The organism is Pseudomonas cremoris, from assembly GCF_014230465.1.
The window spans coordinates 226540-252813 of the sequence record NZ_JAAXCY010000002.1 but is presented as its reverse complement, the minus strand read 5'-3'; the positions used below and the strand labels follow the sequence as shown (position 1 = coordinate 252813).

Genomic DNA, 26274 nt, shown 5'->3' with positions numbered 1-26274 from the left:
TTTCCTGTCCGAAAAGTGCGCAAAAAAAGCCCCGCCAAGTGGCGGGGTTGAGGTACGAGCGTGGCGCTCGGAAATCGGTGCAGCAGGGCCGCCTCGGTGAAAAGGCGGCCCGTGGAGACTTACAGCAAGATGGTGCGGATGTCGTTCAGCAGTTGGCTCAGACGCTGTGTGAAGCGTGCAGCGGCAGCGCCGTTGATCACACGGTGATCGTAGGACAACGACAGCGGCAGCATCAGCTTCGGCTGGAACGCTTTACCGTCCCACACTGGCTGGATAGTGGCCTTGGACACACCCAGGATCGCCACTTCCGGCGCGTTGACGATTGGCGTGAAGCCAGTACCGCCAATGTGACCGAGGCTGGAGATGGTGAAGCACGCGCCCTGCATGTCGTCCGGGGTGAGCTTCTTGTCGCGGGCCTTGGCAGCCAGCGCAGCGGCTTCGGCAGCCAGTTGCAGCAGGCTCTTCTGGTCGACGTTCTTGATGACCGGTACCAGCAGGCCGTCAGGAGTGTCTACCGCGAAGCCGATGTTCACGTACTTCTTGCGAATGATCGCCTTGCCGCTTGGTGCCAGCGAACTGTTGAAGTCCGGCAGTTCCTTGAGCAGGTGCGCACAGGCTTTAAGCAGCAGTGGCAGCACAGTCAGTTTCACGCCGGCTTTCTCGGCCACGGCTTTCTGCGCAACGCGGAAAGCTTCCAGGTCGGTGATGTCGGCCTGGTCGAACTGGGTCACGTGCGGGATGTTCAGCCAGCTGGCGTGCAGACCTGCCGCGCCGATTTGCATCAGGCGGGTCATCGGCACTTCTTCGGTCTCGCCGAAGCGGCTGAAGTCCACGGTGCGGATCGGCGGAATGCCCGAACCACCGGTAGCGCCGCCGGCAGCCGGAGCTTCCTTGGCCTTCTGCATCATGTTCTTGACGTAAACCTGCACGTCTTCCTTCAGCACACGGCCGTGAGGACCGCTGGCTGCGACGGCGCTCAGCTCAACGCCGAACTCACGGGCCAACTGACGCACGGCAGGGCCGGCATGAACCTTGGCACCGCTTGGTGCTGGTGCAGCAGCGACTGGAGCCGGAGCGGCCTCAGCTTTTGCAGCAGGCGCAGGAGCGGCAGCAGGAGCAGCTTCAGCCTTGGCAGCCGGAGCCGCCGCAGGTGCTGGAGCGGCAGCTGGTGCAGCACCTTGTACTTTCAACTTGAGGATGAAATCGCCAGTGCCGACTTCGTCTTCCAGCTTGACCGCAATGCTTTCCACCACGCCGGCAGCCGGCGAAGGGATTTCCATGGAGGCCTTGTCGGACTCCAGGGTGATCAGCGACTGGTCGGCTTCGACGGTGTCGCCGACTTTAACCAGCAGCTCGATGATCTTGGCCTTGCCCGACGAGCCGATGTCCGGGACGTGAATGTCCTGAACAGAGGCCGCAGCAGGAGCAGCAGCCGGGGCCGCAGGGGCCTCGGCTGGCTTCTCGGCAGCAGCGGGTGCAGCAGCGGCAGCCGGAGCAGCCGCTGGCGCAGGGGCCGCATCAGCGGCACCTTCGATTTCCAGTTCCAGCAGTTCGTCGCCTTCTTTCAGGCGGTCGCCCAGCTTCACTTTCAGGCTCTTGACCACGCCGGCCTTGGGAGCAGGAATTTCCATGCTCGCCTTGTCCGATTCCAGGGTCAGGATGCTCTGGTCGGCTTCGACTGTGTCGCCGACCTTCACAAACAGCTCGATTACTTCACCTTCACCGCTGCCGATGTCAGGTACGCGAATGAGTTCGCTCACAAAAAGTCTCCTCAGCAGTCCAGTGGGTTGCGTTTTTCCGGGTTGATCCCGAACTTGACGATAGCGTCTGCTACCACCTTGGGTTCGATCTCACCACGGTCAGCCAAGGCTTCCAGGGCTGCCAACACCACGAAGTGACGGTCGACTTCGAAGAAGTGACGCAGCTTCTTGCGGCTGTCACTGCGGCCGAAACCGTCGGTGCCCAGGACTTTGAATTCCTTGGACGGGATCCACTGGCGAATTTGTTCGGCGAACAGCTTCATGTAGTCGGTAGAGGCAATGACTGGACCCTTACGGCCGGCCAGGCACTCTTCGACGTAGCTCTTCGCAGGTTTCTGACCAGGCTTGAGGCGGTTGCTGCGCTCTACGGCCAGGCCGTCGCGACGCAGTTCGTTGAAGCTGGTGACGCTCCACACGTCGGCGCCGACGTTGAACTCTTCACGCAGGATCTTCGCCGCTTCACGCACTTCGCGCAGGATGGTGCCGGAGCCCATCAGCTGTACGTGGTGCGCTGCTTCCTTGGTGTCTTCTTCGAGCAGGTACATGCCCTTGATGATGCCTTCTTCCACGCCAGCCGGCATGGCTGGCTGCTGGTAGGACTCGTTCATCACGGTGATGTAGTAGAAAACGTCCTGCTGCTCTTCGGTCATCTTCTTCATGCCGTCCTGGATGATCACCGCCAGCTCATAGCCGTAGGTTGGATCAAAAGTGCGGCAGTTCGGAATGGTGGCAGCCAGGATGTGGCTGTGACCGTCTTCGTGTTGCAGGCCTTCGCCGTTCAGCGTGGTACGACCAGCGGTACCGCCGATCAGGAAGCCACGGGTACGGCTGTCGCCTGCGGCCCAAGCCAGGTCGCCAATACGCTGGAAGCCGAACATCGAGTAGAAGATGTAGAACGGCAGCATCGGCTGGTTGTGGCTGGAGTACGAAGTACCGGCAGCGATGAAGGAGCTCATGGCGCCCGCTTCGTTGATGCCTTCTTCGAGGATCTGGCCCTTCTTGTCTTCCTTGTAGAACATCACCTGGTCTTTATCGACTGGCTCGTAGAGCTGGCCGACGGAGGAGTAGATGCCCAACTGACGGAACATGCCTTCCATACCGAAGGTACGGGCTTCGTCCGGGATGATCGGGACGATGCGCGGGCCGATGTCCTTGTCCTTGACCAGCTGCGCCAGGATGCGCACGAAAGCCATGGTGGTGGAGATTTCACGGTCGCCCGAACCGTCCAGGATTGCCTTGAGCGTGCTCAGGTCCGGGGTCGGTACGGCAAAGCTGTTGGCGCGGCGCTGTGGCACGAAACCGCCCAGTGCAGTGCGACGCTCGCTGAGGTAGCGGGCTTCGGCGCTGTTTGGCTCTGGCTTGAAGAACGGCAGGTCTTCCAGCTCTTCGTCCTTGACCGGGATGTCGAAACGGTCGCGGAACAGTTTCAGGCTTTCAACATCCACTTTCTTGGTGTTGTGCGCAGTGTTCTTCGCTTCGCCGGCACCGGTGCCATAACCCTTGATGGTCTTGGCCAGGATGACGGTGGGTTGTTCTTTGTGGTTCACCGCTTCGTGGTACGCCGCGTAGACCTTGTACGGGTCGTGGCCGCCACGGTTGAGTTTCCAGATCTCGTCGTCGGACAGGTCTGCAACCATCGCCTTGAGTTCAGGCGTGTTGAAGAAATGTTCACGTACGAACGCGCCGTCTTTGGCTTTGTAGTTCTGGTACTCGCCGTCGATGACTTCGTCCATGCGACGTTGCAGGATACCGTCGACGTCCTTGGCCAGCAGTGGGTCCCAGAAACGGCCCCAGATGACTTTGGTCACGTTCCACTGAGCACCGCGGAACACGCCTTCGAGTTCCTGGATGATCTTGCCGTTGCCGCGAACCGGGCCGTCGAGGCGCTGCAGGTTGCAGTTGATGACGAAGATCAGGTTGTCCAACTTCTCGCGGCCAGCCAGGGAGATGGCGCCCAGGGATTCCGGCTCGTCACACTCGCCGTCGCCCAGGAAGCACCAGACTTTCTGCTTGCCTTCAGGGATGAAGCCACGCGCTTCCAGGTACTTCATGAAGCGTGCCTGGTAGATCGCCTGGATCGGGCCCAAGCCCATGGATACAGTCGGGAACTGCCAGAAGTCAGGCATCAGCCAAGGGTGCGGGTAGGACGACAGGCCCTGACCGTCGACTTCCTGGCGGAAGTTGTTCATTTGTTCTTCGCTGATGCGGCCTTCCATGAACGCACGGGCGTAGACGCCTGGCGAGGTGTGACCCTGGAAGTAGATCAGGTCGCCGCCGTGTTCGTCGGTCGGGGCCTGGAAGAAGTAGTTGAAGCCGATGTCATACAGGGTTGCGCTGGATGCGAAGCTGGAGATGTGACCGCCCAGGTCCGAATCTTTCAAGTTCGTGCGCATTACCATCGCCATGGCGTTCCAACGTACCAGCGAGCGAATGCGGCGTTCCATGAACAGGTCGCCAGGCATGCGTGCTTCGTGGGTAACGGGGATGGTGTTGCGGTATGGCGTGGTGATGGCGTAGGGCAGTTGCGAACCGCTGCGGGTTGCGAGTTCACCCATACGGGTCATCAGGTAGTGAGCACGGTCTTCGCCTTCTTTGTCGAGAACCGATTCCAGGGCGTCCAGCCATTCCTGGGTTTCGACGGGATCGAGGTCTTGCATGGCTTGCTCCAGGGCGGAAAGGCTACCAGAATCGGTTGCCTGAAGTTTGCGACTGGCCTTGTGGGCAGACGACATAAATTCTTGGATGGCCGAAGGTTGCTTCGGCGTCCTGTAGTTTTACTACAAATCGTCGGCCATTTCAGCCTTTCGAATGTATATACGAGTAGTAAAACTACACAAGACCGAGCGTATGGCTCGGTCTGGCTGGTGAGCATAATCGTTATTGTTGATCTTTTGCGAACAAGAAAAGGTGAAAGCTTGATGTTGGCTGCCAAAATGAAATTAATTTCAGCTATTTCTAACCTTTGTTCGACAGTCCTTCACCGAGCGTGGTTCTTGCGTTCACAACAAGTCGCCAATTACACGCCGATCAAGGATAGACCATGAGCCTTCCAACACTGGCCGAACTGCCGGCCATTCTCTTGCCAAAAGCCCAGCGGGCCGAGCAGTCATTTCGTGACGCAGTGGCCGCGCTGGACGACGATCATGGACTTTCTACCTGGACGCCGCAACGCTGGGCCGATTTCGCCCGCGTGTGCGCCGCCAGTGATTTCGTCATTGAACAGAGTGTTCGTGACCCTTTGATGTTGCTGGAGCTGGTGGCCTGGGGCGAGCTGGACCGAGGTTTTGCCCCCGGCGAGCTGTGCGGGCAAATTGCCGGCGCTGTGCAACAAGCCGAAACAGAAGATGAGTTGGGCCGTGTGCTGCGCCGCCAGCGCACGCGTCAACAGGTTCGCATCATCTGGCGCGACCTGACGCGCCAGGCAGATCTGGTGCAAACCTGTCGCGATCTCTCCGATATGGCCGACGCCAGCATCGACCAGGCCTATCAATGGTTGTACCAGCGCCACTGCGTGCAGTTCGGCACGCCTACCGGTCGGCGTAGCGGTGAGCCGCAGCACATGGTCATCCTGGGTATGGGCAAGCTCGGCGCGGTCGAGTTGAACCTGTCATCTGATATCGACCTGATCTTCGCCTACCCCGAGGGCGGCGAAACCGTGGGCGTGAAGCGCTCCCTGGACAACCAGGAGTTTTTTATCCGTCTTGGTCAAAAACTGATCAAGGCCCTCGACCCGATGACCGTCGATGGTTTCGTGTTTCGTGTCGATATGCGCCTGCGTCCCTACGGTTCGGCCGGTGCACTGGTGCTCAGTTTCAACGCGCTGGAGCAGTACTACCAGGATCAGGGCCGCGACTGGGAACGCTACGCCATGATCAAGGCGCGGGTGGTGGCGGGTGATCAGGTGGCCGGCGCGCAGTTGCTCGACATGTTGCGACCGTTTGTTTACCGGCGTTACCTGGATTTTTCCGCTATCGAAGCGCTGCGCACCATGAAGCAGCTGATCCAGCAGGAAGTGCGGCGCAAAGGCATGGCCGGCAACATCAAGCTGGGCTCGGGCGGTATTCGTGAAGTCGAGTTTATTGCCCAGGCCTTCCAACTGATCCACGGCGGTCGCGACCTCAGCCTGCAACAACGCCCACTGCTCAAGGTGCTCGGCACCCTGGAAGGCCAGGGTTACCTGCCGCCGGCAGTGATCGCTGAACTGCGCGATGGCTATGAATTCCTGCGTTACACCGAGCACGCCATCCAGGCGATTGCCGACCGCCAGACCCAGATGCTCCCAGACAGTCCGGAAGACCAGGCGCGCATTGCCTTTATGCTGGGCTTTGACGATTGGGCTGCGTTCCACGAGCGATTGATGTACTGGCGTGGCCGAGTGGACTGGCATTTCCGCCAAGTCATCGCCGACCCGGATGAAGAGGAAGGCGAGGAAAGCGAGCTGGTGGTAGGCGGTGAGTGGCTGCCGTTGTGGGAAGAATCTCAAGATGAAGAGGCCGCTTGCCGCCAACTGGCCGAAGGCGGCTTTACCGATGCCACCAAGGCCCTCAAGGCCCTGGCCGGTCTGCGCAACAGCCCGCAATTGCGCGCCATGCAGCGCCTCGGACGTGAGCGCCTGGATGCGTTCATACCGCGCCTGCTGGCCCAGGCTGTCGAACACGCCAACCCGGACCTGGTGTTGGAGCGCGTATTGCCACTGGTGGAAGCCGTGGCCCGACGTTCCGCCTACCTCGTCCTGCTCACGGAAAACCCCGACGCCCTGCGCCGACTGCTGACCCTGTGCGCTGCCAGCCCGTGGATCGCCGAGCAGATCACCCGCTTCCCGCTGCTGCTGGACGAATTGCTCAACGAGGGGCGCCTATTCAAGCCGCCACTGGCGCCGGAGTTGGCCGCCGAGTTGCGCGAACGCCTTACGCGCATCCCTGAGGATGACCTTGAGCAGCAAATGGAAGCCCTGCGTCACTTCAAGCTGGCCCACCGCCTGCGCGTGGCCGCTTCGGAAATCGCCGGCAGCCTGCCGCTGATGAAAGTCAGCGACTACCTGACCTGGCTCGCCGAAGCCATCCTCGAACAAGTGCTGGCCCTGGCCTGGCGCCAGACCGTGGCGCGCCATGGCTCGCCGCAGCGGTTGGACGGCACCTTGTGCGACCCTGGGTTCATCATTGTCGGTTACGGGAAAGTCGGCGGCATCGAATTGGGGCATGGTTCGGACCTGGACCTGGTGTTTATCCACGATGGTGACCCGCAGGCGGAAACCGATGGCGCCAAGCCGATTGATGGTGCGCAGTTCTTCACGCGCCTGGGCCAGCGGATCATTCACTTGCTGACCACCCAGACCAACTCCGGCCAGTTGTATGAAGTGGACATGCGCTTGCGACCTTCCGGTGCTTCCGGGCTTTTGGTCAGTTCGCTGGGGGCGTTTGATCGCTATCAACAAAATGAAGCCTGGACCTGGGAGCATCAGGCCCTGATCCGCGCGCGGGTGCTGGTGGGGAGCCAGGATGTGGGCCATGCGTTCGAGCAGGTGCGGGCAAACGTGTTAGGCCGTGAGCGCGACCTGGCCAAGCTGCGCCAAGAGGTCAGCGAGATGCGCGCCAAGATGCGCGATAACCTGGGCACCAAGACCACGGCGGCCGGCACCGGCGCCAATGCCTTCGAGGCCACGGCGGCGTTCGACCTCAAGCAGGACGCCGGAGGTATCGTCGATATTGAATTTATGGTGCAATACGCGGCTTTGGCGTGGTCTGCGCAACATCCATCGTTGCTGCGCTACACCGATAATATCCGCATTCTGGAAGGCCTGGAGCAGGTGGGCTTGATGCCCGCCGCCGATGCCCACCTGCTGCGCGAGGTGTATAAGGCCTACCGTTCCGCCGCGCACCGCCAAGCCTTGCAAAACGAGGCCGGTACGGTGGCCGGGGATCAGTTCGCCGACGAACGGCGCCAGGTGATGCGAATCTGGCAGGAGCTGGGGTTGAGCTGAAACACTATTAGGGCGGGGAGGCATAAGCCTCCCCGCATCGTTTGTGGAAACTACATGAATATTCTGATCGTTGGGCCCAGTTGGGTCGGTGACATGGTGATGGCGCAGACACTGTTCCAGTGCCTGAAACAGCGTCATCCCGACTGCCAGATCGACGTGCTCGCCCCTGAGTGGAGCCGCCCGATCCTTGAGCGTATGCCGCAAGTGCGCGCGGCCTTGAGCTTTCCGCTCGGCCACGGTGCCCTTGAGCTTGCTACGCGTCGTCGCATCGGCAAATCCCTGGCCGGCCAGTACGACCAAGCAATACTGCTGCCCAACTCGCTCAAGTCCGCATTGGTGCCTTACTTTGCCGGCATCCCCAAGCGCACCGGCTGGCGCGGCGAGTTTCGCTATGTGCTGCTTAACGATGTGCGCACGTTGGACAAGGCCCGCTACCCACTGATGATCGAGCGCTTCATGGCTCTGGCCTACGCGCCGGGCGCCGAGTTGCCGCAGCCGTACCCGCGCCCGAGCTTGCAGATCGACCCGGTGAGCCGCGACGCGGCGTTGGCCAAGTTCGGCCTGACCCTGGATCGTCCGGTATTGGCGCTGTGCCCAGGCGCCGAGTTTGGCGAGTCCAAGCGCTGGCCGTCGGAGCATTACGCAAAAGTTGCCGAGGCCAAGATCCGCGAAGGTTGGCAGGTGTGGCTGTTCGGTTCGAAAAAGGATCACCCGGTCGGTGAAGATATTCGCCAGCGCCTGATACCAGGCCTGCGCGAGGAAGCCGTCAACCTGAGTGGTGATACATCCCTCGCCGAAGCGATCGACCTGCTGTCCTGTGCCGATTCGGTGGTGTCCAACGACTCCGGCCTGATGCACGTAGCCGCTGCGCTGAACCGCCCGCTGGTGGCCGTGTATGGCTCTACTTCACCAGGCTTCACGCCGCCACTGGCCGACAAGGTTGAAGTGGTGCGCCTGGGGCTGGAGTGCAGCCCGTGTTTCGAGCGCACCTGCCGTTTCGGCCACTACAACTGCATGCGCCAGTTGCTGCCGCAGCCGGTGAACGAAGCCTTGCAGCGGCTGCAAGGTCCTGCGGACGAGGTCCGATAGTTTGCGCGTTCTGGTAATCAAGACCTCATCCCTGGGCGACGTGATCCACGCCTTGCCGGCATTGACCGACGCGGCGCGGGCGATCCCCGGCATTCGATTCGACTGGGTGGTGGAAGAAGGCTTTGCCGAAATCCCGACCTGGCACCCGGCGGTCGATAAGGTGATCCCGGTAGCGATTCGTCGCTGGCGCAAAAATATCTGGCAGACCATCAAGAGCGGCGAATGGCGGCGCTTCAAGCAGCAAGTCCAATCGACCAAATATGATCTGGTGATCGATGCCCAGGGCCTGTTCAAGAGCGCCTGGCTGACCCGCTACGTGCGTGCTCCGGTGGCCGGCTTTGACAAAAACTCCGCCCGTGAACCCATCGCCGCGCGTTTCTACTCGCGCCGCTTGGCCGTGGCCCGTGGGCAGCACGCGGTGGAGCGTCTGCGCCAATTGTTCGCGGTGGCTCTTGGCTATGACCTGCCCAAGGCCTTGGGCGATTACGGTCTGAGTGTCGACAAACTGATCGGTCTACCGCCGAAAAAGCCTTTCGTTTTGCTATTGCACGGCACCACCTGGGACACCAAGCACTGGCCCGAAGCCTACTGGCGCGAGCTGGCCGAGCGCATGGGTCGCCTGGGCGTGGACGTGAAACTGCCCTGGGGCAATGCCGTCGAAAAAGCCCGTGCCGAGCGCCTGGCCCAAGGCCTGAAAAACGCCGAAGTGCTGCCCAAGTTGAACCTGGCCGGTGTGGCTCGCGTATTGGCCGGTGCGCGTGCCTGCGTGGCGGTGGACACCGGTCTTGGTCACCTCGCCGCCGCGCTGGATGTGCCGACTATCTCGCTGTTTGGCCCAACCAACCCTGGTCTCACGGGTGCCTATGGCAAGGGCCAGATTCACTTGGCCAGCGACTTCGCCTGCGCACCGTGCCTGCAAAAGCAATGTACCTATCAACCGACGGCCGACGACCTGCGTCGGTTCGACATCAAGCGCGAGTCGCCCCTGTGCTTCACGCGCTTGAACCCTGAGCGTGTGGCAAGCCGACTGAGCACGTTGTTACTGGCTGAGGAGCTGCACTGATGCAACTGGCTTTTGTTCTGTACAAATACTTCCCCTTCGGTGGCTTGCAGCGCGACTTCATGCGCATCGCCCTGGAGTGCCAGCAGCGCGGCCATCAAATTCGTGTCTACACGCTGATCTGGGAAGGTGACATTCCGCCCGGTTTTGAGGTGTTGGTGGCGCCGGTCAAGGCGTTCTTCAATCATCGGCGCAATGAAAAACTCAGCGCTTGGATGGAGGCCGACCTGGCCAAACGCCCGGTGGACCGCTTGATCGGCTTCAACAAAATGCCCGGCCTGGACGTGTATTACGCCGCCGATGGCTGCTTTGAAGACAAGGCGCAAAACCTGCGCCACGGTCTGTACCGTTATTTTGGTCGCTACAAACACTTTGCCGACTATGAGCGCGCGGTGTTCGCCAAGGACGCCAAGACCGAAGTCTTGATGATCTCTGAAGTGCAGCAGCCGCTGTTCATCAAGCATTACGACACGCCGCTCGAGCGTTTCCACCTGCTGCCGCCGGGCATTGCTCAGGACCGCCGCGCGCCGCCGAATGCGGCTGAAATCCGCGAAGGGTTCCGCAAGGAATTCAACTTGGGCGACGACGACTTGTTGCTGGTGCAAATCGGCTCGGGCTTCAAGACCAAGGGCGTCGACCGCAGCCTCAAGGCCGTGGCCGCGTTGCCGGCGGAGCTGAAAAAGCGCACGCGCCTGTTTGTAATCGGCCAGGACGACCCCAAAGTATTCCAACTGCAAAGCGCCACGCTGGGCCTGGGGGATAACGTGCAGTTCCTCAAGGGGCGTAGCGATATCCCGCGTTTCCTGTTGGGCGCCGACCTGTTGATCCACCCGGCGTACAACGAAAACACCGGCACTGTGCTGCTTGAAGCCCTGGTGGCCGGGTTGCCGGTGCTGGTCTCGGCCGTGTGTGGTTATGCCCACTACATCGCCGAAGCCGATTGCGGCCTGGTGCTGGACGAGCCGTTCGAGCAGAACCAGCTCAACCAGTACCTGACACAGATGCTCACCGACACTGCACAGCGCGCGGCCTGGGGCCGCAATGGGTTGGCCTTCGCCGAGACGGCCGACCTCTACAGCATGCCGCAGCACGCTGCGGATGTGATTCTGGCGGAGCCAAAACGATGAAGTTGATTCTTGCCGAACCGTTCAAGACGTTATGGGCCGGGCTTGATGCCTTTGCCGAAGTCGAGAAACTGCAAGGCGAAGTATTCCGTGAGCTGGCGGCGCGTCGCACCTTGCGTACCGTGGTGGCTGGGCGTCCGTATTTCGTGAAGATCCACCGTGGCATTGGCTGGGGAGAGATCTTCAAGAACCTGATCACCGCCAAGCTGCCGGTACTGGGCGCAGGCCTTGAGTGGGCGGCGATCCATCGCCTGCAGGATCTCGGCGTGCCGACCATGACTGGCGTAGCCTTCGGCGAAAAGGGCAGCAACCCGGCAGACCAGCATTCGTTCATCATCACCGAAGAGCTGGCGCCGACCGTCAGCCTTGAAGACCTGACAATCAACTGGGTGGCCGAACCGCCAACCCCTGCGTTGCGTCATGCCCTGACTGCCGAGTTGGCGCGCATGGTCGGCGACATGCACCGTGGCGGCGTAAATCATCGCGACTGCTACCTGTGCCACTTCCTGCTGGACACCGCGCAGCCCATCGACGCGAAGAACATAAAGCTGTCGGTGATCGACCTGCATCGCGCCCAACTGCGTGCCCATTTGCCGCTGCGCTGGCGCGACAAGGACCTCTCCGCGCTGTACTACTCGGCCCTGGACATTGGCCTCACTCGTCGTGACAAGCTGCGCTTCCTCAAGGGTTACTTCCGTCAGCCGTTGCGCCAGATCCTGGCGGAGCAATCGGCGTCGTTGAGCCTGTTGCAGCGCAAGGCCGACAAGCTTTACGCGCGCAAGCAGCGCTTGGGGGATGCGATCTGATGGCGGGTTGGAACCTGGAACCTGCCTACGCCAACCTGGCAGATGACTTTGGCAGCCTTGAAGCTGTGTTTGCCCTACAAGGTGTACAGCTGACCCATGATCCGTTGTCCGAAGTGATCCGTGTGGAGCGTGGCGGTATCAATTATTACGTCAAGCGCTACACCGGCGCCGGCAAAGGGTTGCGACGCTATTTGGGCAAGCCGCGAGTGAAGTCCGAATGGCAGAACCTCAAGCGCTTCGCCAAGTGGGGCATTCCTACCGCTGACGTAGTTGCCTGGGGGCTGGAGCGCAATGGCTTGGCCTATGACCGTGGCGCGATGATCACACGCGAGTTGCCCAGGACCGAAGACCTGTCGGTGTTGGCCGAGCGTAACGATGCGCGCCTGCGCAACCCCAAGTGGGTCGACGCGGTAAGCCGTCAGCTCGCCGAATACACGCGCACCATGCACGATCACCGTTTCACCCACAACGACTTGAAGTGGCGCAACCTGCTGGTGGATGACCAGTCGACCCTGTACCTGATCGACTGCCCGAACGGTGATTTCTGGCGCGGCTTCTGGCTTAAATATCGCATCACCAAAGACCTGGCCTGCCTGGACAAGGTGGCCAAGTATCATTTGTCGGCCACCCAGCGCCTGCGCTTTTACATGCAGTATCGCCAGCGCCGGCACCTGACTGCGTCGGACAAGCAGCGTATTCGTCATGTCGTGAAGTTTTTTGAGGGGCGCGAATGAGTGATTTTCTGGCGGCTGAGGACCGTGCGCTGTTAGAGCGCCATGGCCTCGCCACATTCGACTCGCTGTGGGCCAAGCAATTGGACGCGGTGGACGAACCCAATACCAGTCGGGGCGGCTGGAGCAGCGTGTTTCGCCTGGAGCTCGACGGCCAGGGTTACTACCTCAAGCGCCAGAGCAACTACTTGACGCGCAGCCTGCATCGGCCGTTTGGCGAGCCGAGTTTTTCCCGCGAGTTTCGCAATATCAGCCGTTACCGCAATCTCGGCATTCCCGCGTTGCAGGCCGCGTTCTACGGTGAGCGCAAAGTGGATGGCGAGCACCGAGCCATGCTGCTGACGCGCGCCCTGGACGGTTGGAATGACCTGGACTCACTGCTCGAAGAATGGCCACAACTGAGTGATGCCCAGCACCGCGCGATCCTGTTGGCGTGTGGGCAGCTTGCTCGTCAATTGCACAGCGTTGGGCAGGTGCACGGCTGTTTTTATCCCAAACATATTTTCTTGCAGGCCGCCGGCGACGGCTACGCCGCGCAGTTGATCGACCTGGAGAAAACCCGCCCACTGTTGTTCGGCTGGCGTGATCGGGTGAAGGATCTGGAGCCGCTGCTGCGCCGCGCGCCGCAATGGTCAGATGCTCAGGTGCGCCAACTGTTGGCGGCGTATCTGGATCAGCCTGAAGGCAGTGCGTTGGTCGACACTTGGTATCAGCGCCTGAGCGCCCGTCGTAGCCACAAGGAAAACCGCTGATGCGTTTGTCCGAGCTGAAAACTGCCGGTCGTACACCCGACTTGCCCTTGACCGTTGAGCTTGCCGATGCGGCGGGCCCAGGCCAGTTGCAACTGCTGAGCCTGCTGCGGGTACTGCCGGGCGAACGCTACGTTGGTGCAGCGGTATGGCGCGGTCGACCGGTGTTGGCCAAATTGTTGGTCGGCAACAAGGCAGCGCGGCATTTTCAGCGTGAACTGGCGGGCGTACGCCTGCTGGCCGAGCAAGGCCTGACCACGCCACTGTTGCTGGCAGACGGCCTGCGGGAAGGCGAGGGTGGTTGGTTGCTTTTCGAATTTATCGAAGGCGCCGAAAGCCTGGGCGATGCCTGGCACGCCGTCGAAGCATTGCCGCCGTTGGCGGACGAGCAAACCGCCGTACTGGCCGAAGCGTTGGGTGCGATCGCTCAAATGCACACCAAAGGCCTGTGGCAGGAAGATCTGCACTTGGACAACCTGCTGCGCCAGGACGGCAAACTGTATTTGATTGACGGCGCCGGGATTCGCGTCGAAGAGGCCGGTAAGCCGCTGTCGCGTAATCGCGTGCTGGAAAACCTCGGCGTGTTCTTCGCCCAGTTGCCTAAAAACCTCGAGCCTTTCACCGAAGAATTGCTGGTGTATTACCTGCTGGGCAATGGCGAGCACGCCTTGCCTCTGGAGGCCCTGGAAAAGCAGGTACGTAAAGTCAGCGCCTGGCGGTTGAAGGACTTTCTTAACAAAGTTGGCCGCGAGTGCACTTTGTTCAGCGTGTTGCGAGGGCCGTTCGCCCTGCGTGCGATCCGGCGTGAAGAAGAAGCCGAGATGCTGCCGGTACTGGCGCAGGCCGACACCTTGCTGGGCCAAGGCCACCTTTACAAGACTGGCGGTGCGGCGACGGTAGCCCGTACCGAGGTGGCAGGCCGCCCTTTGGTGATCAAGCGCTACAACATCAAGGGTTTCGCCCATTGGCTCAAACGCTTCTGGCGTCCGAGCCGCGCCTGGCACTCCTGGCGCGAAGGCAACCGCCTGGCGTTCCTCGGCATTGCCACGCCCAAGCCGCTGGCCGTGCTGGAAAAGCGCTTCTTTTGGCTGCGCAGCCGTGCGTACCTGATCACTGAGTGCCTGCCGGGCCCGGACATCATCGAGCGTTTTGCGCCCTACGTCGAAAACGGCGATGCGCCGGAAGCAGAGTTGCTGGCGCTTGACCACTTGTTCGCCGAACTGATCCGTGAACGTATCAGCCATGGCGACTTCAAGGGGCACAACCTGTTCTGGGACAAGGATCGCTGGTCGATGATCGACCTTGATGCCATGTGCCAACACAGTTCCGACGCCAGTTTCGCCTTGGCGTATGCCAAGGACCGGGCGCGGTTCATGCGTAATTGGTCGCCGGAGAGTGCGTTGTACAAACTCATCGATCAGCGCTTGCCAGCCGCATAGACTTTTGTAGTGAGCGGGCTTGTCGAATCGTCACCCAGCGCGGGACAAGCCCGCTCGCTACATGGCCCCACCGTAGGGGGTTAGAACTGGTACTCGGCACCGGCGCCGGCATACCACGAGCGGCCGGGGGCGGCTTCGTAGTAGCGGAAGTTGCTGTCGCCGACGATTACCGAGCCGACGTACTGGCGGTCCAGCAGGTTATCCAGGCGCAGGGTCTGGTGGAAGGTCCAGTGCTCGACTTTCTGTTCGAAGCGCGCGCGCCAATTGAACACGCTGTAGGCCGGTGCGGCACGTTCGCTGTTGGTGTCTTCGACATAAACCTTGCTGCGGTACATGCCCTCGATGGCGGTGCTGACCCAGTCGCGGGGTTTCCAGTTGAGTTCGGCGAACAGGGTGGTTTGCGGTACGCCGGGGAGGTAGTTGCCCTTCTCGATAGCCTTTCCACTGTTGGTGAAGTCGCTATCGTAGGTGGCTTGCAGGCGGGTGTAAGCGAGGTTCGTGCTCCACTGTTCGCTGAGTTGGCTTTCGATGCCCAGTTCGAAGCCGCGACGCAGCGTGCGGCCGGCGTTTTGGTAGGTGGTGCGACCACCGTTGGATTGGCTGACCACTAATTCGTCTTCGGTGGTGATCTGGAATACTGCTGCATTGATGCGAGTGTCCTGGCCGACACGGGCTTTCAAGCCCACTTCATATTGTGTGCTGACCGATGGTTTGAGCGCGAAGTTGAAACCATTGCTTGTGCTGGAGTACGCCGATTCTGCTTGCGTCGGGGTCTCGAAGCCTTTACCCGCGCTCACATAGCCATGCAAGTCGGGCGTGAACGCGTACATCACGCTGACAGACGGGGTGTTCTTCTGGTAGGTCTTGCTGCCGCTGTCGTCGCCGTCGACGTTGGTGATGAAGTGGTCGTCCACGTCCATCTTCATGGTGCTGTGGCGCAGGCCAGCTTGCAGGGTCCAGTCGCCCAACAGCCAGTTGGCTTGTAGGAACGGGTCGAGGCTGGTGGCAGTATCGATTTCATCGCGTCCCAACGCGCCTTTGACGCCGTGCACACCGTTGACGGTGTTGGAGTAGCCTTGGCGATCATCCTCGCTGCGGTCGTAGTCGAGGCCGGCGATCAGGGTCAGGTCGCCCGGAGCGCTGCTGATGGGCTGCAGCCAATGCACGGAGCCGCCGTAGAACTTGCGGTCGAAGGCCACCACGCCACCGCGCGCGTTGGCCGGGTTGGTGACACCACTGGGGAACTTGTCGGGAATCGACAAGTACTGAATCACGCTCCGCCGCCCCGTATACGCATTCACTTGCAACGTTGCATCGCCGAAGTACCGCTCGTAATTCGTCCCCAGTTGTTGGTGATCGATGCTTTTGCGCGTGTTGTACGTCAGGGCGCTACTGCTCACCGAGCGCGGGTCAGCCTTGTACGCACTCCACGTCTGCCCCAGCGGATCCTGCGTGCCGTTCTGCTCCAGGCTGCTGTAGATCAGCGCCAGCTTGCTGTCTTCATCCGGTTGGAAGTTGAGCTTGGCGAAGGTCTGGTCGCGACGTGCACTGCTGTGGTCGCGATAGCCGTCGGTGTCCATGCGCGAGGCATCGAGCACGAAGCCCGTGCCATTGGCGGCACCTTCGGCGGTCAGGTGGTTCTTGCTCATGCCATCGCTGCCCACCAGCGTTTCGGCGCCGATACGCGGCGGGCCTTCGCCGTCGCGGGAGAACATCTGGATTACGCCGCCCGCGTTGCTGCCATACAAGGTGGCGGCCGGGCCGCGCAGTACTTCGATGCGCTCGGCGGTGTCGAGGTTGAACGTGGCCGCCTGGCCTTGGCCGTCCGGGGTGCTGGCGGGGATGCCGTCGGCAATCAGCTTGATACCGCGTACGCCAAAGGCCGAACGGGCGCCGAAGCCACGGGAGGAAATCTGCAAGTCCTGGGCATAGTTCTGGCGGTTCTGCACCACCAGGCCTGGCACGCGGGACAGCGCTTCGGAGGCGTTGATGCCGAGTTGACCATCGCTGATCTGTTCGCGGCTGATGCTGTCGACCGAGTAGGGCAGGTCGAAGGTCGGGCTGGCGCTGCGTGAGCCGGTGACCACGCTGGGGTCCAGGATCAAGGCGGTGTCGTCAGCCCGCGCGGTATTGCTCAGGGCGAGCAAGCCGGGCAGCAACAGTGTGAAGTGAGCGAGGGTTTTCATGAGTCAGCCAGAATCCGTGGCGTTTGGAGTTAAACGCGCAAAAAAGGCGCGAGTTTAATGATTTGGGTGATTTTAATCATTTGAGAATCGCCCTACGCTGCAAATCGGCTTACGTACCCTGGGTTGTCTTGGTCGTCGATGGTAGCGTGGCAAGCCCTGTCGACGACAATGGCCAAAGTGTCAAAAGGAGTGGTTCGTGAGGGTTACCTCGAAAGTCCTATGGGTCGTAGCGTTTATGTCACTCGCCGGTTGCGGCACGGTCAATACGGTATTTCGCCCTGACGCCGTGACCAGCCAGAACCTCAAGGACTCACGCAGTCACTGCGAAAACGTGCCACGTATCTATAGCGGGGTGGTTTACGGTTTTTGTACCCTCAATGGCGAACCCCAACCTGAAAAAAGCCTGAGCAACATCAGCCTATCGGACCATGCGGGTAGCCTCCTGCCGGTGGTCGCCATCGAGTTCGTCGCCTCTGGCGTGTTGGACACGCTGGTCCTGCCCTATACGATCTATCGCCAGAGCAGGGACGGCAGTATCGAGATCTACCGCTGACCGCTCTTGGCGCTTGCCGCTAACAGCTTCCCACCGCTTTTACGCTATAATCCCGCCCTTTAGCTGTTTCCTGCCCAGGCAGGAAGCACACTTTTTTCAGGCGCGACCCGCCTGCATGCAGACTAAAAGAGGCTAGACCCCTGTGGCATTGACGATTCTTGGCCTGTCCGGCGCCCTTAGCCATGATCCTTCCGCAGCCTTGTATATCGACGGCAAGCTGATCGCGGCCGCCGAAGAAGAGCGCTTCGTACGCGACAAACATGCAAAGAACCGCATGCCCTACGAATCGGCGAAGTTCTGCCTGGAACAGGCCGGTATCAAGCCTTCCGACGTTGACGTTGTGGCGATCCCGTTCGCCCCGATCAGCCTGTTCGGCGAGGCGCGCTGGCACTACGCCAAGCGTTACTGGTATGCCCCGGACCGCGCCCTCGACGCGATCCTGATGGGCAACCGTCGTTACAAACGCTATCGCAACAAGATCGTCTGGTGCCTGGAGCAACTGGGCTTCGATCCGAAGAAAATCAAGATCGAACCGGTTGAACACCACTTGGCCCACGCTTCCAGCGCCTACCACTGCTCCGGCTTCCAGGAGAAAACCGCGATCCTCGGCATCGACGGTAAAGGTGAGTATGCCACTACGTTCTTCGGCTACGGCGAGAACGGCAAGATCCACAAGATCAAGGAATTCTACGATCCAGACTCCCTGGGTGGCCTGTACGGTGCCATCACCGAGTTCCTCGGTTTCGAGATGCTCGACGGCGAGTTCAAGGTCATGGGCATGGCGCCTTACGGCGACGCCAGCAAATACGATTTCTCGCGCCTGGCCTCCTTTGAAAACGGCGAGTTGGTGATCAACACCGACTACGCCAACGTTATCGGCCTGCGTCGTTATAAAGAGAAGGGCAAAGGGTTCTACTTCTCGCCAAAACTGATCGAGTGGCTGGGCCCGAAACGCGAAGGCGACATCGCCGACGAGCCGTACATCCACTACGCCGCCAGCATGCAAGCGCTGTTCGAGAAACTGGCCTTGCAGATGATCGACCACTACCTGGGCGACATCCTCAAGGACACCGGCAAGCTGGCCTTCGCCGGTGGCTGCGCGTTGAACGTGAAGCTGAACCAGAAGATCATTGCCCGCGATGACGTCAAAGAGCTGTTCGTGCAGCCGGCTTCCGGCGATGCCGGCACCGCAGTGGGCGCTGCAGCCTACGTGTCCCACGCCCGTGGCGTACCGGTCGAGAAAATGGAACACGTCTACCTCGGCCCGTCCTACAGCAACGAAGACGTGATCGCTGCGTGCGCCAAGCACGAGAGCAAGCCGAACTGGCGCAAGATCGAGAACATGCCCAAGCGCATCGCCAAGATCATGGTCGACGGCAACCCGGTGGCCTGGTTCCAGGGCCGCATGGAGTTTGGCCCGCGTGCGTTGGGCGGTCGTTCGATCATCGGTTGCCCAAGTGCCACCGGCGTGGCTGACCGCATCAACCACCAGATCAAGTTCCGCGAGCGCTGGAGGCCTTTCTGCCCATCGATGCTCGACACCGTGGCCCCGCAGATGATCAAGGTCGATCACCCGGCGCCGTTCATGACCTTCACCTTCGAAGTGTCGGAAGAGTGGAAGACCCGTGTGCCGGAAGTGGTCCATGAAGATGGCACCTCCCGCGCCCAGGTACTCAAGCGCGAGTACAACCCGCGCTACTACGACATGATGAAAGAGCTGGAAGTGTTGACCGGCAACGGCGTGTCGCTGAACACCTCGCTCAACCGTCGTGGCGAAGCGATGATCTGCTCGCCGACCGACGCGTTGAACATGTTCTTCGGCTCCGACCTGCAGTACCTGATCATGGAAGACATCCTGGTCGTCAAAGACGGCGTGGACCCTTATGACGCGATCGGCTGAACGCCACGTCCTGCAGTTCTGCCACGGCTATGACGGGCCGTTCCTTGACTGCGCGCGGCAGTACGCCAGCCTGTTTGCCGGTTCTGGCTACAAGGTGACCACGGTGTTCCTCACCGGGGTCGCCGACCCCGAGGTGGCCGCCGGCTGTGCCAGCGATGAAGTGTTGTTCATGGAATTCAGTTCCAAGGCCATTCGTGGCCTGAAGCTGGGTGCCATCGCCGAGATGCGCAAGATTGCCGCATCGCGCAACTTCAGCTTTTGCATTGCGCACCGCGCCAAGCCGATCTACGTGGCTTTGCTCGCCACGCGCTTGCAGGTGATCGGCGTGCACCATGCCTTTGGTGATTACCAGCGTCGAGGCCGCCGCCTGTTTGCCTCGATTTTTCGCAAGCGCCTGAGCCTTTTGGGCGTTTCCGACGCCGTGCGCGATGACATTCGTCGTTGCCTGCCAAACTGGCCGGCGGCGCCTATCCAGACCTTGTACAACCGCATCGATGTCGAGGCCATGCAGGCCCTGCAAGTGTCGAAGGACGACGCGCGCGATGCCCTGGGGCTTTCGCCGGACGAATGGGTGGTCGGCAATGTCGGTCGCCTGCACCCGGACAAGGACCAGGCCACGCTGCTCAAGGGTTTTGCCCTGGCCTTGCCGCAGTTGCCCGCCGACAGCCGCCTGGTCATCCTCGGTACCGGGCGTCTGGAGCAGGACCTCAAGGAACTGGCCCGCGAGCTAGGGGTTGCCGACAAGGTGCTGTTCCTCGGCCAAGTCCCGGATGCACGCCGCTACTTCCGTGCCTTTGACGTGTTTGCGCTGAGCTCCGACCACGAACCTTTCGGCATGGTGCTGCTGGAAGCCATGGCCGCTGGCGTACCGTTGCTGGCTACCGCTTGTGGCGGCGCACGGGAAGTGGTCGAAGGCGTGGGCATCCTGTTCCCCTTCGGCGATGCCGAGCACCTGGCCCAAGGCTTGGGGCACCTGGCCGCGATGGATCAACACCAGCAGCGCCAGTGCGCCGAGCTGATGCTGGAGCGTTTGCACGCGCGTTTCTCGGATCAGGCGGTACGCGATACTTTCTGGCAATTGCCACACGTTATTGAACTGACCGCGAGGGCTTGATGCTCAATCGATTCCAAGGCTGGCGCGAGCGTGGCTGGTCCGTCGTCGATGCGCCCGCCTACAGTGAGGCCTGGCAGCGTTTTGGCGGCAGCGTCGCAACGCATCCGCAAGTGATTGAGCGCCTGGCTGGGCTGGCGCAGATCCCGGTGCGTTACCTGGCCTGGGAGCAGGCCGGTGAACTCAAGGCATGCATCGCCACTTGGGGGCGCGACCTGGCCCTGTCCAAGGACGTGCTCAAGCGCAGCGGCAAGAAAGGCCTGTTCGACCTGGGCAATGCCGAGGTGATCCTGCCTGCCGCCGCCGATGCACAAGCCCCCCTGCGCCAGCGTGCGCGTTACTTGTCGGTACTCAACGAAGGCCGTTTCAGCGGTCTCAAGCCTCAGGCCGAGCAATTGGCCATGGCGCGCACGCCGGAAGAACTGTCGAAGAAATTCCGCTACAACCAACGCCGCGAGCTGCGCTTGCTGGAAGAGGCGGGCGGCGTGGTGCGGCCGGTCAGCGAGTTTTCCAGCGCTGAACTGGCGCGTATCTACTGCGATTTGTTTTTGCGCCGTTGGGGCTTTGTGGCCACAGGGGCCGAGCGTCTGGCCGAGGTGATCGAACTGCTGCGCGAGTGGCTGATCGGCTCGGTGATTTTCCTTAACGATGCGCCGATCGCGATTCAGTTGGTGTACCGCGTCGAGTCGCCAGAATGGATCAGCGTGGAGTACGTCAACGGCGGAGTTGATCCTGAAACCCGTGCGTTCAGCCCTGGCAGCGTGCTGAGTTTTCTCAATACGCAAAGCGCTTGGGAGCAGGCACGCGAAGTTGGCAAGCCGCTACGTTTTTCCTTTGGCCGCGCCGATCGCGAATACAAGGACCGTTGGTGCAACCCCGTGCAGGTATTGTGCGTATGACCCGCAAGCAGCAATTGCTCAAGCGCCATCGGCGTAACAAGCGCGCGGCGCTGATGATTGGTGTGTTGTTGCTGGTGCTGGTTGGCATCCTGGTGGCCTGGTGGTTGCCGCTGGTGTTCGCGGTGCTGGCCTGGGTTGCCCATGAGGCCTGGTTTGCCGACCACCTGTTTTATGCGCCCAACGAAGATTATCAATACCGTTTCTCGGCGGATGCCGAGCTTACCGGCGTGCGCTTTGAAGGCGGGCGTTTGCTGCTTGACCCGTTGCCGGCGCCGGACGCAACGCTGGTGCTGGCGATCAAGCTCAAGAGCAACTGGCTGGGGCGTTTTCTCGACCCGAGCGTGGCGTTTGGGGGCGACCGCCAAACCTTTGAGCGTGGCGTCAACGGGCTGCGTTACCTGAACCTCAGCGGTTTGGAACTGAGTGGGCTGCAGTTGCGGGGTCGCCATTGCCGCCTGCTCGGAACGCCTCGCCTCTGGGCCTGGACCCAGCCGGACTATCGCGAGCAGCGGGTGATGGTCATCGCGCCCCATGCCGACGATGCAGAGTTGGCAGCTTTCGGCCTTTACAGCCAGGCGGAAAAACCGTGGATCGTGACCCTCACCGCTGGCGAAATTGAAGCCGAGCATTACCAGCAGATGGGCCTGAGCGAGGTGGAAGCCGCACGTATCAAAGGCCGCCTGCGCGCCTGGGACAGCATTGCCGTGCCGCTTTGGGCCGGTGTGCCGCAAGCGCACTGCGTGCAACTGGGCTACTTCTGCCTGCAATTGCAGGCGATGCAAGCTGCACCGGACTTGCCCTTTGCTTCCCGCGAAGCCGAGCTGACGGATGTTCGACCGTTCCGTCAGTTCAATCCATTCCCGTTGCCGTCGGATGCCGATGGCCAGCCGACGTGGAACAACCTGTTGGCCGACCTGCGCCACGTGTTGTTGATGGCGCGCCCCGAGGTCATTGTGCTGCCCCATCCGGTCCTGGACCCACACCCCGATCACGTGTGTGCGCAGCAAGCCGTTTTGCAAGCCTTGCAAGGCCTGGAATGGCAGCCGGCCACCGTGCTCGGCTACGCCAATCATTTGCACGACAATGACCGCTGGCCAATGGGCGATGCTGGCACCGGTATCGCCTTGCCGCCGTTGTTCGACGCGACTCAGGAGCTGCACCCCTGCAGCCTGCCGCTGACATTGGCGCAACAGCTCGACAAGGCCATGGCGCTGGGCATGATGCATGACCTGCAACCGGCGCCGCCCTTCAAGCGGCGCGTGCGTCGCTGGTTGCAGCGAGCATTGGCCGGCCGGACGCGCTCGCCCTATGGGGAGAACGAATTTTTCCGCAAGGCGGTACGGCGACACGAATTGTTCTGGCGTTTGTGACCTGTGAAAGGAAGAGCATGAAAGTTTTATTTCTGGTGCAGAAAGAACAGCGCGCCATCCTCGATCGGCTGTACGACGGTGTGGCCGAACATTGCGAGTGCGATATCCGTTGGTTGAGCAGCGATGAGCAGCGCAACCTGCGTGGTTATTTCCGGCGCGAGGTCGACGTTACCCGCTATGACCGTATCGTGTTCTTCCTGCGCTTCAAGCAGGAAATCCGCCAGGTCGGTTTTATCCGCACGATCCCCAACCTGGTGATCCTCGAACACGACGCGTACCAGAACTACATTCCCTGCAAGTACACGGGGAAATTCAGTGCGCATTACCGCCGCTTGCCGTGGGCACGGGTCATCAGTTCGGGTTATATGGTCACCGAGCGCCTGCGTGCGGAAGGCTTTGATGCGGTATTCGTGCCCAAGGGCTACGATCAGGCGCTGTTGCAGCCGCAAGCGCGCGAGCGTGATATCGAACTGGCGTTCGTCGGCAGTACCAACAGCGTTGCCTACAGTGGGCGCAAGGCGTTGCTCGATGAGCTGGCACAGGTTGAGCCGCTGGTGGTCACGCGCACCAAGTCCGGTGAGGAGTACTGTGCGACCCTCAACCGCATACGCTTTTTCGTCAGTGCCGACGTGGGCATGGGCGAATACATGATCAAGAATTTCGAAGCCATGGCCTGTGGCTGTGTATTGTTGGCGTTTGATCAGGGGGCTGCGGAAAATGCAGCCCTTGGTTTTGAAGACATGGTCAATGTGGTGTTCTACAAGGACATACCCCAGTTGCAGGAAAAACTGGTCGTGTTGAGAGCCAACCCCGAGTTGGCAGCAGATATTGCACGTCGTGGGCAGGCGTTGGCCGTCAGTCAGTTCAGTTTTGCGCGCATTGGCCAGCGTATTGTCGAAGCGCTCCAGCCGCCGTTGCGGCCACGCGCGCCGTTGAGTGTTGTGGAAAGGTTGCGCCTGAAACTGGGCGTTTGAAATCGGTCGGGTCGCGAATGGTGGCCATGTGATATTATCGAGACTGGAATGCAATTCTCCGATCAAAGCGACATAACACTCGTAGTGACCAGTTGCGGTCGCTTCGATTTGTTGAAGCGCACACTCGAGAGCTTCGACCTGTTCAATACGGCGGCGATTCGTGAAGTCTTCATTACTGAAGACTCCGGTGACGAAGCCGTGCGCCAGGCGATTCCTGCTCACTGGCAGGAACATTGCACTTTCTTTGTCAACCGCCCGAAGTTGGGGCAACTGGCATCCATCGACCTGGCCTATACGTCGGTAAAGACACCCTACATTTTCCATTGCGAAGATGACTGGGAGTTCTATCGCCCAAGTTTCGTCGAAGACTCCAAGACAATCCTGGAGTTGCGCCCGGATATTCTTCAGGTGTGGCTGCGCAACTTTGTCTATGACTTGCAGGTACACAGCCCCTATATCCGCCGGGGGCCGCGTGAGTTGATAGGCTCGGTGCCGTGTTATCCGCTGATTTCCGATAAACCGGAGTGGCAGGCATTTTCCCTGAACCCCGGTTTGCGGCGTCTCAGGGAGTACGCGTTGTGCGCGCCATACGCGGGGTTCGAGGGTGAGAAGGGGTTGTCCCGGCGTTATGCCGAGTTGAACCTGACAGCTGTGAGCCTTGAGGGGGATGCGGTGCTGCACACCGGTTTTGGCTTGCATGTGTCGACCTCGGCCGAGCGCTTGAACAAGGCACGGCGCAAGCGGCGCGAGCGGGTCAAACTGGTGTTGATGTTGTTGCTGGGCCTCGGCCTCGGCTGGTTGATCGCTTGAATTACGTACAACACGCCTCTAGAACGTCGCAGAAGGTCCTTATCATTCAATGAGCATCCTCAACATTATGTGGGCCGGTGGCTCTGCATTTTCCTCCGTGCAGAAAGTTCATGAGCAGGTGCTTGCCAGTGTCGACTGTGATGCACCGATTCATACCTGGTTGCTGCAGGGCGGTGCGCAAGCGGGCGAGGCGGCTGTCGAGTGGAATTACTCATCCGCTCAACTCAAAGGGCGACACTTCTGGAAGTTGCTGATCCCGCGCATGCATGCACGTTTCCGACAGGCGTTGCCTGAGGATGTGAAGGTTGTGCTGCTCGATGGTATCGGCGTTGCGCGGGTGCTGTTGCCGGTGCTCAAGATGTTGCCCCACGTGCGTGCAGTGGTGCTGTTCCATGGTGTGACGCGCCTGCGGCCTGCCGATCAAAAACTGTTCGGGCAGTTTTCAGAATCTCGACTGACGGTGGCGGCCGTGTCGCAGACCCTGGCCGCTTCGTTGCAGCGCGATTTGCAGCGCCCTGTGGCGGTGCTGCGCAGCGCTTTCGACCCTGAGGCTTTTCGCACGGCCACGCTTCCCCGTGACCAGGCGCGCGCGCAGCTTGGCCTGTCGCTGGACAGTGAACCGGTGTTGGGCGCCGTTGGCCGGCTGGTGGACAGCAAGGGGTTCGCCTGTTTGCTGGACGCGTTCGCCAGTGTGTCGGCGCAACGACCGGGTGCGCGCTTGGTGATTATTGGCGAGGGCGCCGCACGGGAGGCCCTTGAGGCGCAGGTCGAGCATCTTGGCTTGCGTGAAAAAGTCCTCCTGCCCGGGCACCTGGCGCAAGCGGCATGCTTGTACCGTGCGTTCGATTGGGTGGCGATTCCTTCGTCATCGGAGGGGTTGGGGCTGGTGTTGCAAGAGGCGGTGATGGCCGGTGTTCCGGTATTGACCAGCGAGTTACCGGTTTTTCGCGAGCAGTTGGCTGACGCTGGCTGGTACGCAGAGGTTGAGGATGTAGACGCTTGGACGCGCCTGATGGAGCGCGCCTTTACCGCTGGGCCGCAAGCGGCCGTGGCGGCTCAATTGCAGGCCCTTGCGCCGGAGCAGGCCTGGCAGGACTTCACCGCAACGGCGTGCCGACTGCTTTCAGCCCGGTAAGAGGGCTTGTTCCAGCGCTTGCATTGGAAAGCGTTCGTTCAGCTTCTCGCGCGCAATATAGCGGGCGAAATGCTGCAGGTTGCGCCGAGCGAGCCCAGGGTTCAGGGGCGCGCGAAGAAAACGCATGTCGGCGACGTCGATCAACCCCAGTTCATTGTCGGGTGTCACGACAATATTGCCCAGGTGCAAGGACCGGAAGTAGATACCGGCGCCATGCAGGCGGCGGATAAGGGCCACCAACGGGCCAAGGTTCGATTGCCAGTCAAAGCCTTCCTGGTTGGAAATCTGACGCAGGGTTTCACCTGGCAGGGGGCGATACAGCACGGCTGTCATGCCGGGAGCCGCGAGCTGGTAGAACGCGAGTACGGTCAGGGTGGGGATGCCACGTTTTTGCAGCTCGACTGCATTGTCGATGAACCGCTTGGAGTAGGGGCGAAACAGCGCTGACGAAAGCAGGCGTTTGCGTCGAAACAGTTTAAGGATATTCCCGTCGGTCAGCAGGTAGACTTTGGGGCCGTAGCTGTCCTTCTCCAGGATTCGGGCACCTTCAATCATTGCGGTTAAATCGGCTTGGGGAAGCCTTGAACATTGCATCGTC

The 26274-nt window shown here is 60.8% G+C and carries 20 protein-coding genes; 16 read left to right on the top strand and 4 right to left on the bottom strand.

What is annotated here, in order from left to right:
- Positions 1-119: 119 nt before the first annotated feature.
- Together aceF and aceE are read right to left on the bottom strand one after the other, a co-directional pair.
- Positions 120-1760 carry a dihydrolipoyllysine-residue acetyltransferase gene (aceF, locus tag HF257_RS04675; RefSeq protein WP_185704985.1) on the bottom strand — a complete coding sequence of 547 codons (1641 nt, stop codon included), beginning with the start codon at positions 1758-1760 and terminating at the stop codon, positions 120-122.
- Positions 1761-1771: 11 nt separating this feature from the next.
- Positions 1772-4417, bottom strand: coding sequence for a pyruvate dehydrogenase (acetyl-transferring), homodimeric type (aceE, locus tag HF257_RS04670; protein ID WP_185704987.1), 2646 nt, complete (start codon positions 4415-4417; stop codon positions 1772-1774).
- Between the two features lie 383 nt (positions 4418-4800).
- On the opposite strand from aceE, the gene glnE reads away from it, so the two are divergent.
- The 8 genes from glnE to HF257_RS04630 are packed head-to-tail and all read left to right on the top strand — an operon-like array spanning position 4801 to position 14738.
- The gene (gene glnE / locus HF257_RS04665) at positions 4801-7740 is read left to right on the top strand and encodes a bifunctional [glutamate--ammonia ligase]-adenylyl-L-tyrosine phosphorylase/[glutamate--ammonia-ligase] adenylyltransferase (protein WP_185704989.1); all 2940 of its coding nucleotides are present in this window, start codon (positions 4801-4803) and stop codon (positions 7738-7740) included.
- Between the two features lie 54 nt (positions 7741-7794).
- The gene (waaF, locus tag HF257_RS04660) at positions 7795-8829 is read left to right on the top strand and encodes a lipopolysaccharide heptosyltransferase II (RefSeq protein ID WP_185704991.1); all 1035 of its coding nucleotides are present in this window, start codon (positions 7795-7797) and stop codon (positions 8827-8829) included.
- Position 8830: 1 nt separating this feature from the next.
- Positions 8831-9892, top strand: coding sequence for a lipopolysaccharide heptosyltransferase I (gene waaC, locus HF257_RS04655; RefSeq protein ID WP_185704993.1), 1062 nt, complete (start codon positions 8831-8833; stop codon positions 9890-9892).
- The gene (locus HF257_RS04650) at positions 9892-11016 is read left to right on the top strand and encodes a glycosyltransferase family 4 protein (protein WP_185704996.1); all 1125 of its coding nucleotides are present in this window, start codon (positions 9892-9894) and stop codon (positions 11014-11016) included. Before waaC ends, HF257_RS04650 begins: the two co-directional genes overlap by 1 nt.
- A complete protein-coding gene (gene rfaP / locus HF257_RS04645) occupies positions 11013-11819 on the top strand; it encodes a lipopolysaccharide core heptose(I) kinase RfaP (RefSeq protein ID WP_185704998.1) in 807 nt (268 codons plus the stop codon). Before HF257_RS04650 ends, rfaP begins: the two co-directional genes overlap by 4 nt.
- Positions 11819-12553, top strand: coding sequence for a lipopolysaccharide kinase InaA family protein (locus HF257_RS04640; RefSeq protein ID WP_185705000.1), 735 nt, complete (start codon positions 11819-11821; stop codon positions 12551-12553). Before rfaP ends, HF257_RS04640 begins: the two co-directional genes overlap by 1 nt.
- The gene (locus HF257_RS04635; RefSeq protein WP_185705002.1) at positions 12550-13302 is read left to right on the top strand and encodes a lipopolysaccharide kinase InaA family protein; all 753 of its coding nucleotides are present in this window, start codon (positions 12550-12552) and stop codon (positions 13300-13302) included. The genes HF257_RS04640 and HF257_RS04635 overlap by 4 nt, the downstream gene beginning before the upstream one ends.
- Complete coding sequence (locus HF257_RS04630; RefSeq protein WP_185705004.1) at positions 13302-14738, top strand: lipopolysaccharide kinase InaA family protein; 1437 nt, start codon at positions 13302-13304, stop codon at positions 14736-14738. Before HF257_RS04635 ends, HF257_RS04630 begins: the two co-directional genes overlap by 1 nt.
- An 80-nt stretch (positions 14739-14818) precedes the next feature.
- Here HF257_RS04630 and HF257_RS04625 read toward each other — a convergent pair whose 3' ends face one another.
- A complete protein-coding gene (locus tag HF257_RS04625) occupies positions 14819-16924 on the bottom strand; it encodes a TonB-dependent receptor family protein (protein WP_185705006.1) in 2106 nt (701 codons plus the stop codon).
- A gap of 235 nt (positions 16925-17159) precedes the next feature.
- Here HF257_RS04625 and HF257_RS04620 point away from each other — a divergent pair, with 235 nt between their 5' ends.
- The 8 genes from HF257_RS04620 (at position 17160) to HF257_RS04585 (ending at position 25676) form a co-directional block, all read left to right on the top strand.
- Positions 17160-17477, top strand: coding sequence for a YceK/YidQ family lipoprotein (locus HF257_RS04620; protein ID WP_185705379.1), 318 nt, complete (start codon positions 17160-17162; stop codon positions 17475-17477).
- Positions 17478-17619: 142 nt separating this feature from the next.
- A complete protein-coding gene (locus HF257_RS04615) occupies positions 17620-19377 on the top strand; it encodes a carbamoyltransferase family protein (protein WP_185705008.1) in 1758 nt (585 codons plus the stop codon).
- The gene (locus HF257_RS04610; RefSeq protein WP_185705010.1) at positions 19361-20491 is read left to right on the top strand and encodes a glycosyltransferase; all 1131 of its coding nucleotides are present in this window, start codon (positions 19361-19363) and stop codon (positions 20489-20491) included. Before HF257_RS04615 ends, HF257_RS04610 begins: the two co-directional genes overlap by 17 nt.
- A complete protein-coding gene (locus HF257_RS04605) occupies positions 20491-21387 on the top strand; it encodes a GNAT family N-acetyltransferase (protein WP_185705012.1) in 897 nt (298 codons plus the stop codon). Before HF257_RS04610 ends, HF257_RS04605 begins: the two co-directional genes overlap by 1 nt.
- Positions 21384-22757 (top strand): PIG-L deacetylase family protein, encoded by a 1374-nt coding sequence (locus HF257_RS04600; protein WP_185705014.1) that lies wholly within the window; start codon positions 21384-21386, stop codon positions 22755-22757. The genes HF257_RS04605 and HF257_RS04600 overlap by 4 nt, the downstream gene beginning before the upstream one ends.
- Before the next feature lie 17 nt (positions 22758-22774).
- Positions 22775-23731 (top strand): glycosyltransferase family protein, encoded by a 957-nt coding sequence (locus HF257_RS04595; protein ID WP_185705016.1) that lies wholly within the window; start codon positions 22775-22777, stop codon positions 23729-23731.
- A gap of 48 nt (positions 23732-23779) precedes the next feature.
- On the top strand, positions 23780-24541 hold the full coding sequence (locus HF257_RS04590) for a glycosyltransferase family 2 protein (RefSeq protein WP_185705018.1): 762 nt from the start codon (positions 23780-23782) through the stop codon (positions 24539-24541).
- A 49-nt stretch (positions 24542-24590) separates the two neighbouring features.
- Positions 24591-25676, top strand: a complete 1086-nt coding sequence (locus tag HF257_RS04585) for a glycosyltransferase (protein ID WP_185705020.1) — start codon at positions 24591-24593, stop codon at positions 25674-25676.
- Here the strand turns inward: HF257_RS04585 and HF257_RS04580 are convergent.
- Positions 25665-26231 carry a BUD32 family EKC/KEOPS complex subunit gene (locus tag HF257_RS04580; RefSeq protein ID WP_185705022.1) on the bottom strand — a complete coding sequence of 189 codons (567 nt, stop codon included), beginning with the start codon at positions 26229-26231 and terminating at the stop codon, positions 25665-25667. The genes HF257_RS04585 and HF257_RS04580 overlap by 12 nt on opposite strands.
- Positions 26232-26274: the final 43 nt, after the last annotated feature.